The organism is Agromyces aurantiacus (genome assembly GCF_016907355.1).
Taxonomy (GTDB): Bacteria; Actinomycetota; Actinomycetes; order Actinomycetales; family Microbacteriaceae; genus Agromyces; species Agromyces aurantiacus.
Genome location: NZ_JAFBBW010000001.1, coordinates 3,274,718 through 3,287,614 on the forward strand (window position 1 = coordinate 3,274,718; position 12,897 = coordinate 3,287,614).

The following is a 12,897-nucleotide window of genomic DNA, read 5'->3' on the forward strand; positions in this document are numbered from 1 at the left end:
TGCCCAGGCGCGGAGCATGCGGAGGGTGGGACTGGTGGGTGGCGGTCACGCCGGTTCCTTCCGGGAAGCGCGACGGGTCGCGTCGATGCGGACCTCGTCGAAGAGACGCGAAGCGGCGCACGTGTTCGTGCGCGCGAAGCGGTGCGGAGGCCATGGGCCCCGCGGGGAACGGCCGGCATCCCGCCGGCTGGACGATCGGCGGGTTAGCCGGCGGCGATCGTGGCGGGGGCGGCGAGGGACGCCGGGACGAGCGGACCGAACGCCGCGACCGTGCGGGCGGGAATCTCGATGGTCTGCATGTCGTCCTCCTGCGTCGTCGTACGAACCCCTCGGTCGGCCGGATGGTTCCCCGGACGGCCAGCCCTTCAGAGTACGGGGTGGGTGCGGTGGCGCGCAAGACCGGAGGGTCGTATACGCTTTGTCGATCCCGACACGCGCCGGATCCCGGCGAGCCCCCTGCATCCCCGCGCGTGCGACCCGTCGATGAGGAGGTCGCGTGGCCGACGCGCGCATGCAGTCGACGCCGCCGCGCGCGCGCCCGGGCCTGCTCCTGGCGCGCTCGCGGGCCCGCGCCGGCGTGCTCGCGGGCGTCGCGACGGTGGCGCTGCTGCTCGCGGCGTTCCTCACGGCGACGGTCGGCGTGCTCGTCGTCGCCCCGACGGCCGGCGCGCGCGACGGGCTCGCCGCGGCATCCGGAGCCGACCGGGCCGTGCGATGGCAGACCCGCCTCGCCGACGATGCCGGCGCCCAGGCGGATGCCGCGGCCGGCGTGCTCGACCGGCTCGTCGCGGTGCACGGCGCCCCGTGGTCCCGCTCGGTGCAGAGCTCCCCGGTCCCCGCTGCCGCGGGTGGCGGACTCCCGGTCGCCGAGGGGGCCGACGCCGCCGCGCCCGGGGCGGTGCTCCTCGCCGATCCCGAGGCGGCCGGCCGGTCCTCGCTCGTCTCCGGGGCCTGGCCCGACGACCCGGCGGCGGTCGCCGCAGCCGACGCGGCGAGCGCCGAGCCCGCGGCGCTCCACGCCGGCGCGGCGGGTGCCACGGGCCTCGGGGAGGGCTCGATCGTCGAGCTCGACGGCCTGCGGCTGCTCGTGGTCGGCACGTTCCTGCCCGACGACCCGCAGGCGCCGGAGTGGGCGGGCGACCCGCTCGTGGCGACCGGGCTCGACGCCGAGGGCGTCGGCCCCTTCCTCGTCGACGAGTCCGCGCTCGCCGACGTGGCCGCCGCGGTCGCCGTGCGCTGGACCGCGGTCGCCGATCCGTCCGAAGCGACCGCCGAGTCGCTCGCGGCGCTGCGCGCGGCGCTCCCGGCGGTGACGCCGGCACTCGGGAACGAGCCCGACCTCGGCGGCGACGGCCTCATCGACACCGGTCGGCTGCCGGCCACGCTCGACCGTCTGCTCGCCGGCCTCGGCGCGGCCCGCGCACTCGCACCCCTCCCCCTCCTGCTCGTCGGCGTGGCCGGGATCGTCGCACTGCTGCGGCTCGCCGTGCTCCTCGTCTCGGCCAGGCGTCGCGAGACCACCCTGCTGCTCGCGCGGGGTGCCGCGCCGATCGGCCTCGCCCGCGACGCGGCGCTCGAGGCGGTCGTGGTCGGTGGGCCGTCCGCGGCCGTCGGCGCCGTGGCCGGCGCGACCGTGCTCGCCGCGGTCTCGCCGCTCGCCGCCGCGCAGCAGGGGTCCGCGTGGCTCGTCGGCGCCGGCGTCACGGCGACCGTGACCCTGGTGCTCGCGGTCTCCGCGTGGCGCGATGCGGGACGGCCCGTCGTGCGCGGTGCCGGCGACGAGACCGGACGCGCACGGCGTGCGCTCGCGGCCGGCGCCGTCGTGATGCTCGCCGCGACGGCCGCGATCTCGCTCTGGCAGTTCCGGCTCTACGGCTCGCCCCTCGTGCGCTCGGCGTCGGGCGGCATCCGGGTCGACCCGCTCGCGGCCCTCGCCCCGGTGCTCGTCCTGCTCGCGCTCGCGGTCGGTGCGCTCGCCGTGACCGGCGGCGCCGCGCGGCTGCTCGAGCGGTGGGCCGCGGGGCGGCCCGGGCTCGTGCCGTCGCTGCCCGCACGGCAGCTCGCTCGTCGCACGCCGCTCTACGCGTCCGCGATCCTCGTGCTCGCGTTCGCGGCCGGCGGCCTCACGCTCGCCGCCGTGGTCGACGGATCGTGGCGCGCAGCCGACCGCGCCGCCGCGGCGGCCGAGCTCGGCGGCGACCTGCGCGTCGACCTGCCGGCGCGCGACGTGGTGCGCGGACCCGATCCGCTCGCCGCGGCCGAGGCCGACGCGATCGCCGCGCTCGACGGCGTGGTGGCCGGGCCGGTGTTCCGCGGCGAGGCCCGCGTCGGCTCCGACCCCGTCGACCTCGTGGCCGTGCCGATCCCCCGCCTCGCCGAGATCGCGCCGGGTGCCGGGACGCCGCTCGGCGCCGGCACGCGCGAGGTGCTGGCCGGCGCAGACCGCGGCCCAGCCATCCCGCCCGCCGCGACGCTCGCCCTCGACGTCGACGTCCGGCCGGCCGCCGGGGCCGGCCCCGCCGCCGCCGGGGCGCGTGCCGACCTCGCGGTGTGGCTGCAGGATCGCGACGGCGTCGCGCTGCGGCTCGACGCGGGCTCGGTCGAGCCCGGTCGGCGCGCGACCCTCTCGACGCCGGCGCCCGACCTGCCCGGGCTCACCATCCTGGGCGTCGAGGCGCGCCTCGCGGGCGGCGGCGGCGACCTCGATGTCGCGATCGGCGGCGTCGACGTCGGCTCCGATCCGCTCGACCTCGCGGGCGAGCTCTCGGTGTCCTCGACCGCGCCGTCCGCGCGCCTCTCCGCACTGCCCGATGGGGGAACCCCGGTTCCGGTCGTCGTCGACCGCGAGCTCGCCCACCTCGTCGACGCGGGGATCGGGGACCCGCTGGAGTTCCGCGTGCAGACGGGTGGCGCGACCGTGCTCGCCGAGGTGGCCGGGATCGTCCCCGTCGTGCCCGCGGGCGACCGGGCCGTGCTCGCCGACCTCGGCGCCGTCACCGCGGCCGCCTTCTCGTCCGACGCCGGCGTGCCGCAGCACGACGAGCTGTGGCTCGCCGCCGACGAGCCCGCGGCCGTCGCCGACGCGCTGCTCCAGGACCGCACGACGCCGATCACGGTGACCACGCGCGCCGACGTCTCGAGCGACCGGCTCGTCGCGCCCGCGCTGACCGCGCTGTGGATCGGCGCCGCGGGCGCCGCGATGTTCGCGCTCGTCGCGCTCGCCGCGCTCGTCGCCGCGCTCGCGGCCGCACGAGCCGGCGAGACCGCCGTGCTCCGGGCACTCGGCACGACCGCGCGCGGCCAGGCCGCCGCGCGGCGCGACGAGCTCCTCGTCCTCGCGGCCGTCGCCATCGCCGTCGGACTGGCGATCGGCGCCGTCGTCGCCCTGCTCACCGCGCCGGAGCTCGGGCGTGCAGCCGTCCCGTCCGCCGCCGCCGGCATCCCGCCGATCGCCGCCGCGACGTGGATCCCGCTCATCGTGGCGACGGCCGTGCTCGGCGCCGGCGCGACCGCCATCGCGATCACCGCGGGAGGCGCGGTCCGCCGCCTCGCCGCGTCCGCGCTGCCGGGGACGGAGGACCGATGAGCCGCCGCTCCCGCAGCTCCGCCGCCGGGCTCGTGCTCCGCTGGGCGAGCACCGGCCCGCTCCCGTCCGTCGCCGTCGCCATGCTGGTCCTGGCCGCGGCGCTCGTCGCCGTGGTCGCGCCGCGCGCGGTCGCCGACATCCACACCGCGTCGCTCGCGCGACAGCTGGCCGAGCGGCCGGCATCGGAGCTCGACCTCACCGCGACCTCGCCGTTCGGGCCCGACAGCGGACCGTCGACCTCCGGCACCACGCTGCCCGACGACGTCGACGCCGTCTGGGGCGGGCAGGAGGAACGGCTCGCCGGCATCCGCGACGCGCTCCCCGAGCCGTTGCGGAGCACGACCGACGCGCCCATGTCGGTCGCGGTCTCCGGTCCCGTCCAGGCGCGCGTCCCGGGCGCCGGGCCCGGCAGCCCCGTCTACCGCATCGAGCCCGGCTTCGATCCGCGCATGCGCGAGCACGTGCGCCTGGTCGAGGGCGACTGGCCCGCGCCCCTGCCCGGCCCGCTCGCCGAGTCGCAGGCCGAGGCGGCCGAGATCGTGCTCGCCGCGCCCGTGGCCGAGGCGATGCGCTGGCAGGTCGGCGACGAGCGCACCGTCGACGAGGCGGGCCTGCGCGCCGTGGTGCGGCTCGCGGGGATCGTCGAGGCGGTCGACCCCGACGCGGGCTTCTGGACCCACCTGCCCACGGCGCTGCGCGCGTCGGTCGTCGACAACGGGGTGTCGCCGCCCCAGTACACCGCCGTGGCGTGGTTCGACCCGGCATCCTGGCCCGACTTCGCCGAGGTCGCCCTCGCGCTGCGGATGGACGCCTGGATCCCCGTCGACGCGTCCGCGATCGACGCCGCCGACGCGGATCGCATCGCCGGCCAGCTCGGCGAGTTCTCGAGCACGTCGCAGGTGCTCGGCTCGGGCCGCTCGGTCGAGGTCACGATCGCGGGCGCCGCGCCGGGGACCGTCATCCCCTACATCTCCTACTCCACGGTCGGCGTGGTGGGCTTCACGACCGGACTGCGCGACGCCCTCGTCGAGATGACGACGGCGGCGGCCTCGGTCGACGCCGTGCTCGCGACCGTCGCGTCCGGACCGCTCGGCGTCGCGGTCGCCGTGCTCGTACTCGGCGCGCGCGTCGTGTTCGAGCGGCGTCGCACCGGGCTCGAACTCGCCGCGGCGCGTGGCGCGTCCCCCGCGCAGCTCCGGACCGTCCTGCTCGCCGAGGGGCTCGTGCTCGGCATCCCCGCGGGCGCCGCCGGCGCGGCCCTCGCGATCGCGCTGACGCCCGGATCGACGGGCCTCGCGGGGTGGTGGATCGCGGCGGTGCTCGCCGTGACGCCGGCCGTGCTGCTCGTCGCCCGCGCGGGCGAACTGAGCCCGCTGCGACGGGCCCGAGCCGACCTCGGCGGCACGGCCGGAGGGCGATGGCGCGTCGTGGTCGAGGCGCTCGTGGTCATCGTCGGCGCGGCGTCGGTCGCACTGCTGCTCCAGCGCGGCACCTCCGGCGCCGCCGAGGTCGGCGTCGACCCGCTCCTCGCCGCAGCGCCGCTCCTGCTCGCCCTGGCCGCGTGCGTGCTCGTGCTGCGGCTCTATCCCCTGCCGCTCGCCGCGCTGGTGCGACGGATGTCGCGGCGCCGCGACCTCGTGCCCTTCCTCGGGTCGGCGCGCGCCCTGCGCGATCCCAGCGCGGGACTCGTACCGGTGCTCGCCGTGGTCGTGGGCGTGTCGGTCGCCGTGACGTCGGCGGTCGTGCTCGCCACGCTCGACACCGGCATCGACGTCGCGAGCGACCGCCGTGTCGGCGCCGACCTCGCCGTCTCGGGCGTCCCGATCACGCGCGCGCAGCTCGCCGAGATGCGGGAGGCCGACGGCGTCGAGGCGATCGCCCCCGTGTACTCCACGCGACCGGCGCTGCTCGAGGTCGACGGCCGGTCGCGCGCGACCACGCTCATCGTGGTCGACCGGGCCGAGCTCGCCGCCGTCCAGCAGGGCCGCGAGGACGCCCTCGTGCTGCCGGCGGAACTCGCCGAGACGGGCGCCGACCCGGCGCCCGTGGTCGTGTCGCGCTCGGTCGGCGAGGCCATCGCCGACGCGCCCGACGTCTCGCTCGAGGGCCGGGGCATCCGCATCGCCGCCACGGTCGACGCGCAGAGCCCGTTCACCCCGCGCTCCGCCTGGGTGCTCGTCGACCGGGCGAACGCCGAGCCGTTCACCGACACCCTCGTGCCGCGCAACGTGCTCGTGCGACTGGACCCCGGCGCCGATCCCGACGAGGTCGGCGCCGCGCTGACCGCGATCGCCGGGGACGGCGCGACCGCCGCCACGCCGGCAGGGCTGGCCGCCGGGATCCGCGCGCTGCCCGACTCGCAGGGCCTGCGGATCGGCCTGCTCGCGGGGATCGCGGCGGCGACCGTGCTCACGGCGCTCGCCCTCGCGCTCACGCTGCTCGTCGGCCAGTCCGCGCGGGCGCGACTGCTGCCGCTCCTCGCCACGCTCGGCCTCGGGCGGCGGGGCGAGCAGGCGCTCGTCGCGTGGGAGATCGCCCCCGTCACGGCGGTCGCGGTGCTCGCCGGGGTCGCGCTCGGCGCGATCGTGCCCGTCGTCGTGCTCCAGGGCGTCGACCTCCGTGCGTTCACCGGCGGGTCGACGCCGCCCGCCGTCACCTACGACTGGGCGCTCATCGGCGCCGTCGTGATCGCATCCGTCGCGGTGTCGGCGGTCGCCGCCGGCATCGCCTCGCACGTCGGCGGACGCGTCAGCGCCGCACGCGCGATGCGCAAGGAGGAGGAAGGCTGACCATGCCGAACGAGACCGAGCCCGACATGCTCTGCGCCGACCTGGTGCGCATCTTCAGCGCCGACGGCATCGAGGTCCAGGCGCTGCAGGGCCTCAACCTGCGCATCGACCCCGGCGAGCTGGTCGCGCTCGTGGGTGCCTCCGGCTCGGGCAAGTCGACCCTGCTCACCATCCTCTCGGGGCTCGACACCGCCACCGCCGGCGTCGCCCGCGTCGCCGGGCACGACCTGCTCGCGATGCGCTCGAAGGAGCGCGTCGCGTACCGTCGGCACACGGTCGGCTTCGTCTGGCAGCAGACCTCGCGGAACCTCCTGCCCTACCTCACGGCCGCCGAGAACGTGTCGCTCGCGATGGCCGTCGCCCGGAACGGCCGCGGCGCCGCGCGCGCGGCGCGCGCCGCCGAGCTGCTCGACCTGCTCGAGGTCGGCGACGTGGCGGACCGCCGACCGGCGGAGCTCTCGGGCGGGCAGCAGCAACGCGTGGCGATCGCGGTCGCCCTCGCCAACTCGCCGCGGGTGCTGCTCGCCGACGAGCCCACCGGCGAGCTCGACGAGGCGACCTCGGTATCGGTGCTCGAGGCGATGCGCAGCGTCAACGAGCAGCTCGGCGTGACCATGCTCATCGTCACGCACGACCCCTCGGTCTCCGAGCACGTGCGCCGAACCGTGCAGATCCGCGACGGCCGTACCTCCACCGAGGTGCTCCGGTCGACCCGGCTCGACGAGCACGGCGCCGAGCTCGCCGTCGCCGAGGAGTTCGCGGTGCTCGACCGGGTCGGGCGACTCCAGCTGCCGCACGAGTTCGTCGCGAAGCTCGACCTGCGCGATCGCGTGCGACTCGCGCTCGAGCCCGACCACGTCGCGGTGCGGCCGGGTCACGACGGGGCGCCGCCGCCCGGCGAGGCGACCGAGACCGGCGAGACCGGCGAGCCCGCCGCGCCCGCGACATCCGGCGAACCCGCGGCACCCGATCGGCCCGCATCGACCGGCGATCACGAGGAGGATGCCCGATGACCGTGCTGCGCGCCGAATCCGTCACGCGCGTCTACGAGGGCCGCGGCGGTGCCGTCCGTGCCGTCGACGACGTGTCGATCGAGGTCGCCCCGGGTGAGCTCGTCGTCGTCACGGGCCGCTCGGGCGCCGGCAAGACCACGCTGCTGAACCTGCTCGGCGGCCTCGACCGCCCGAGCTCGGGTCGGGTGCGACTCGGCGACGACGACCTCTCGGCGCTCGACGACGACGCGCTCGCCGCCTTCCGGCGCGACCACGTCGGCTACGTGTTCCAGTCGTTCGGTCTCATCCCGGTGCTCTCCGCGGCCGAGAACGTCGAGGTGCCGCTGCGGCTGCAGGGCATCGACCCGCGCGAGCGCGAGCAGCGGGTCGCCGAGGCCCTGCAGCTGGTCGGGCTCGCGGCGCACGCCGCGCAGCGCCCGTACGAGCTCTCGGGCGGCCAGCAGCAGCGCGTGGGCATCGCGCGCGCGCTGGCCGCGCGCCCCACCGTGCTGCTCGCCGACGAGCCGACGGGTCAGCTCGACAGCGGCACGGCCGCGACCGTGATGGGGCTCATCACCGATCTCGTGCACTCGCGGCGGGTCGCCGCGGTCGTGACCACGCACGACCCCGCGCTCGTGCAGCGCGCCGACCGCGTCGTGGAACTGCACGACGGCGCGGTGACGCGCGTCAGCGCACCCGCACCGACAGGCACGTGACGCAGCCCTCGAGCTTCTCGAACTCGCCGATGTCGACCGTGACGACGCGGTAGCCGAGGCCCGACAGCAGCTCGGCCGTGCGCGGAGCGGACGCCGACATCAGCAGCGTGTCGTCGGAGAGCACGACCACGGCGACGCCCTCGCGCTCGGGAACCGGGAGGAACCGCGGGAACAGCGACGGCGCGTCGACCAGGTCGGCGTGGCCGATCACGGTGCCGTCGGGCAGCGCCGTGACGGTGCTCTTCAGGTGCAGGGCCCGGGTCACGGGCACCGCGACGACCGTGTAGCCGCGGGGCGCGAGGATGGCGCGCAGCTGCCGGATGCCCTCGGCGTTGGTGCGCGAGGAGGCGCCGACGTACACGACCCCGCCCACCTTGAGCACGTCGCCGCCGTCGAGCGTGCCGGGCGCGGCGATGCGGGCCACGGCGATCCCGGGCATGGCGCGGACGGCGCGTTCGACGGCCTCGACCTCGGCCCGCCGCGACTCGGCGCCCGGATTCGCGAGGACGGCCACGTCGCCGAAGAACACCACGGTGTCCTCGATGAAGACCGAGTCGGGAAGGTCGGGCGCAGCGTCGACCTCGACGGTCTCCCAGCCCTCCGCGACGAGCGCGGCGCAGTAGTCGTCCCACTGCTCGTCGGCCTTGGCCTGGTCGACGGGGCGGCGCTCGAGGTGCGTGAGCTCGCCCTCGTCGAGGTTCGAGGCGGGGATGCGCACGAGCGCCACGCGGCGCGCGATCGCGCGCGGGCGGTGGCGGAGCACGCCGCGCGCGACCCGCGGGGCGAGCAGGGTCTCGGCGAGGACCGCGGCGACGATGAAGACGAGGTTGACGCCGACGAGCGTGCCGAGCAGGAGGGAGAACACCTCGGCGCTCACGGCCACGCCCTGGCCGAGCACGTTCGCGCTCGCGGCGAGGAGGGTCGCGAGGACCGCGGAGGTGAGGCCCACGGGCAGGGCGAGGAACCACGCGCGCAGGGCGCCCGCCGCGTTGCCGACGCAGAGCAGCCCCCAGAGCACCACGGCGGCGAGCGAGAAGTACGGCAGGGCCTGGGCCAGGATGGCGGGGTTCTGGCCCTGTCCGATGAAGGTCGCGAGGACCCCGGCGGCGAACGCGATCGCCGCGACGACGGCCGCGGACGCGATCGCGGCGATGGAGCGACGTGCCACCGACGCCTGCGCGTGGGTTCGGGCGGGGATGACCGGCGGACGGGTCGCAGGGGGCGTCATGGGCACGAGCCTATCGGCCGGGACGAACCCGGCCCGACCACGCGCGACCACGGCGAGGTCGTCGCAGCGGGGTCGATGCGGAAGGGGGCCGCGCACGCGTGCGCCGCCCCCTCCGGACGTTCAGCGTGCGGCGTCGAGGCGGGCCTGCGCGAGCCGCTCGGCGGCCTCGAGCGTCGTGATGCCCGCGTCGTCGGCATCGCGGAGCACGGCGCCGACGACGTCGCCGATGCCGGCGATCCGCCGGTCCAGCTCCGCCTGGCCGATCCCGGGCGCCGAGGCGAGGTCGAGGTAGACCACGCCGCCGGCGTTCACGACGAAGTCGGGCGCCCACGCGATGCCGCGCTGCCGCAGCAGGCGGGCGACGTCGCGATCGGCGAGCTGGTTGTTCGCGGCGCCGACGACCGCGCGCACCCGGAGCTCGTCGACGACCTCGTGCGTGAGCACGCCGCCGAGCCCGCACGGCACGAAGACGTCGGCCTCGACGCGGTGCGCGTCGGCGGGGTCGACCCAGGCGGCGCCGAGCTCGTCGGCGAGCGCGCGCTTCGCGGTCGCGACATCCGTCACGGTCAGGCGCGCGCCGCCGGCGGCGAGCGCGCGCGCGAGGCGACCGCCCACCTGGCCGAGTCCCGAGATCACGAAGTGGCGCGCGGCCACCTCGCGCGAGCCGAACACGTGGTCGAGCGTGGCGAGGATCCCGGCGTGCACGCCGGCCGCCGTGGCATCCGCCGGCTCGCCCACCCCGCCCTGGTCGGCGGGCAGGCCGCAGACGTGCTCGGTGCGCTCGTGCACGACCGCCATGAGCTCGGCGCTCGTGCCCACGTCCTCGGCCGTCATGTAGGCGCCGCCGAGCGACTCGACGGCGTCGCCGAGGTCGAGCATGGCGTCGTGGCGACGCGCCTCGTCGAGGGTCTCGCCGGCGGGGATGCACACGACGGACTTGCCGCCGCCGCGCGCGAGGCCGGCCGCGGCGTTCTTCAGGGTCATGGCCTGCGAGAGACGCAGCGCGTCGCCGAGCGCGTCGGTCCAGTGCTCGTACTGCCAGACGCGGGCACCGCCGAGCGCCTGGCCGAGCGCGGTGCTGTGCACCGCGACGATGATGGTGAGTCCGGAGCGCGGACCGCGCGTGATGAGCACGCGCTCGTGGTCGGGCGCGTCGACGGGCAGTGCGACGTGGACCTCGGGGGCAGGGGCGGGGACGGGGGCGTCCATGATCGTCATCGATCGTTCTCCTTGTTCATCGCCTTGTGGGCGCGGCGGTGCGGACGCCTTGTGGGCGCCCTCACCTCAAGGGTACTGCCGCGCGGATGCCTCGGCTCACGCGCTCGCGGCCGTGCCCGGATCGAGGCGCGGCTCAGTGGAAGAAGTGGCGCTCCCCCGTGAAGTACATGGTCACGCCGGCGGCCTTCGCGGCCGCGACGACCTCCTCGTCGCGCACCGATCCGCCTGGCTGGACGACGGCCTTCACGCCGGCGTCGAGCAGGATCTGCAGGCCGTCGGCGAACGGGAAGAACGCGTCGGATGCCGCGACCGAGCCGGTCGCGCGGTCGCCGGCCCGCTCGACCGCGAGGCGGCACGAGTCGACGCGGTTGACCTGGCCCATGCCGACGCCGACCGACGCGCCATCCGACGCCAGCAGGATCGCGTTCGACTTCACGGCACGACAGGCGCGCCAGGCGAACTCGAGGTCGGCGAGCGTCGCCTCGTCGGCGGGCTCCCCCGCGGCGAGCGTCCACTCCGACGCGGGCGCGAACGACCGGTCGGCCTGCTGCAGCAGCAGGCCGCCGGAGACCTGGCGGATCTCCACCGCGGGCGGCTCGAAGCCCTCGGGCAGGCGCAGCAGGCGCAGGTTCTTCTTCTGCGTGAGCACCTCGACCGCCTCGGGCTCGAAGCCGGGCGCGACGAGCACCTCGGTGAAGATGCCGGCGACGGTCTCGGCCATCTCGCGCGTCACGGCGCGGTTCGCGGCGATCACGCCACCGAAGGCCGACACGGGGTCGCACTCGTGCGCGCGGCGGTGCGCGTCGGCGATCGGGTCGGCGGCGCCGGATGCCGCGACGGCGATGCCGCACGGGTTGGCGTGCTTGATGATCGCGACGGCCGGCGCGTCGAAGTCGTACGCGGCCCGCACCGCGGCATCCGCGTCGACGTAGTTGTTGTACGACATCTCCTTGCCGTGCAGCTGCTCGGCCTGCGCGATGCCGGGGCGCCCGCCGACGGCGGAGTACCGCGCGGCCCTCTGGTGCGCGTTCTCGCCGTAGCGCAGGTCGGCGTCCTTGGTCCAGGCGGCGCCGACCCACGCGGGGAACGGGGACTCCTCGGCCGGCTGGTCGGGCGCGAGGACGTTGCCGATCCACGAGGCGACCGCGATGTCGTAGGTCGCGGTGTGCCGGAAGGCCTCGCGGGCGAGGTCGCGGCGCTGCGCGAGCGTGGTGCCGCCGGCGCGGACGGCCGAGACGATCTCGTCGTAGCGGTCGGGCGAGACGACGACGGCGACGTTGGCGTGGTTCTTCGCCGACGCGCGCACCATCGCGGGGCCGCCGATGTCGATCTGCTCGACGACCGCGTCGCGTTCGGCACCCGAGGCGACGGTCTGGACGAAGGGGTAGAGGTTCACCACGACGAGCTCGAACGGCTTGATCGCGAGCCCGGCGAGCTCGCGCTCGTGGTGCTCGAGCCGGAGGTCGGCGAGGAGGCCGGAGTGCACGCCCGGGTGCAGCGTGCGGACGCGACCGTCGAGGTGCTCGGGGTAGCCGGTGACGTCGGCGACCTGCGTGACGGGGAGCCCGGCGTCGGCGATGGCCTTGGACGTGCCGCCGGTTGAGACGATCTCGACACCGGCCTCGACGAGGGCGCTCGCGAGCTCGACGAGGCCGGTCTTGTCGCTCACCGCGATGAGCGCGCGGCGCACGGGCACCACGTCGCGTTCGCGATACAGGCTGGGGTCGATCGCGGCTCCGCTCATCGGGCGAGCTCCTTCAGGTCGAGGTGCGAGTTGGCGATGTCGAGCACGGCCTGGATGAGCAGGCGCCGCTCGACGGGCTTGATGCGGTCGTGGAGGGTCGTCTCGGTGTCGTCGGGCAGCACCGGCACGCGCTCCTGCGCGATGATCGGTCCGCCGTCGACGGAGTTGTCGACCACGATGAGGCTGGCCCCGGTCTCGGTGACGCCGGCGCCGAGCGCGTCTCGCACGCCGTGCGCGCCCGGGAACTCGGGCAGGTAGGCGGGATGCGTGTTGATCAGGTGGGGGCTGAACGCGTCCACGACCGCCGGCGGGACGAGCCGCATGAGCCCCGAGAGGATGACCAGGTCGGGCTCCCAGCGTCGCACCTGCTCGATGAGCGCCTCGCCCCACTCGTCGCGGGAGCCGTAGGCGGTGAAGGGGACGGTGAAGGCCGGGATCCCGAACTCCTCGCCGAGCGCGAGACCCTCGCAGTCGCGATCGGCGCCGATGGCGACGACGCGGGCGGGGAACTCGGCGTCCTCCGACGCCTCGAGCAGGGCGCGGAGGTTCGATCCCGTGCCCGAGATCAGCACGACGAGCTTCAGCACCTTACGAGGGTACCGGGCGCGCGGGCGAGCGGATGAC

8 protein-coding genes are annotated in these 12,897 nt (G+C 76.3%); 4 read left to right on the forward strand and 4 right to left on the reverse strand.

What is annotated here, in order from left to right; genetic code table 11:
• Positions 1 to 496 precede the first annotated feature (496 nt).
• Genes JOD46_RS15475 through JOD46_RS15490 form a run of 4 tightly spaced genes read left to right on the forward strand, consistent with a single transcriptional unit; the run spans position 497 to position 8,083 of the window.
• Positions 497 to 3,586 carry a hypothetical protein gene (locus JOD46_RS15475; protein ID WP_204395389.1) on the forward strand — a complete coding sequence of 1,030 codons (3,090 nt, stop codon included), beginning with the start codon at positions 497 to 499 and terminating at the stop codon, positions 3,584 to 3,586.
• On the forward strand, positions 3,583 to 6,375 hold the full coding sequence (locus JOD46_RS15480; RefSeq protein ID WP_204395390.1) for an FtsX-like permease family protein: 2,793 nt from the start codon (positions 3,583 to 3,585) through the stop codon (positions 6,373 to 6,375). Before JOD46_RS15475 ends, JOD46_RS15480 begins: the two co-directional genes overlap by 4 nt.
• A gap of 2 nt (positions 6,376 to 6,377) precedes the next feature.
• The gene (locus tag JOD46_RS15485) at positions 6,378 to 7,388 is read left to right on the forward strand and encodes an ATP-binding cassette domain-containing protein (protein WP_204395391.1); all 1,011 of its coding nucleotides are present in this window, start codon (positions 6,378 to 6,380) and stop codon (positions 7,386 to 7,388) included.
• On the forward strand, positions 7,385 to 8,083 hold the full coding sequence (locus JOD46_RS15490) for an ABC transporter ATP-binding protein (protein ID WP_204395392.1): 699 nt from the start codon (positions 7,385 to 7,387) through the stop codon (positions 8,081 to 8,083). Before JOD46_RS15485 ends, JOD46_RS15490 begins: the two co-directional genes overlap by 4 nt.
• Here the strand turns inward: JOD46_RS15490 and ddaH are convergent.
• From ddaH to purN, 4 genes are all read right to left on the reverse strand, one after another.
• Positions 8,055 to 9,311, reverse strand: coding sequence for a dimethylargininase (gene ddaH / locus JOD46_RS15495; protein ID WP_275588156.1), 1,257 nt, complete (start codon positions 9,309 to 9,311; stop codon positions 8,055 to 8,057). The genes JOD46_RS15490 and ddaH overlap by 29 nt on opposite strands.
• Positions 9,312 to 9,431: 120 nt before the next feature.
• The gene (locus tag JOD46_RS15500; protein ID WP_372432721.1) at positions 9,432 to 10,529 is read right to left on the reverse strand and encodes a Glu/Leu/Phe/Val dehydrogenase dimerization domain-containing protein; all 1,098 of its coding nucleotides are present in this window, start codon (positions 10,527 to 10,529) and stop codon (positions 9,432 to 9,434) included.
• A 133-nt stretch (positions 10,530 to 10,662) separates the two neighbouring features.
• Positions 10,663 to 12,273, reverse strand: a complete 1,611-nt coding sequence (purH, locus tag JOD46_RS15505) for a bifunctional phosphoribosylaminoimidazolecarboxamide formyltransferase/IMP cyclohydrolase (protein ID WP_204395393.1) — start codon at positions 12,271 to 12,273, stop codon at positions 10,663 to 10,665.
• Positions 12,270 to 12,860, reverse strand: coding sequence for a phosphoribosylglycinamide formyltransferase (gene purN / locus JOD46_RS15510; protein WP_204395394.1), 591 nt, complete (start codon positions 12,858 to 12,860; stop codon positions 12,270 to 12,272). The genes purH and purN overlap by 4 nt, the downstream gene beginning before the upstream one ends.
• Between the last annotated feature and the right edge of the window lie 37 nt (positions 12,861 to 12,897).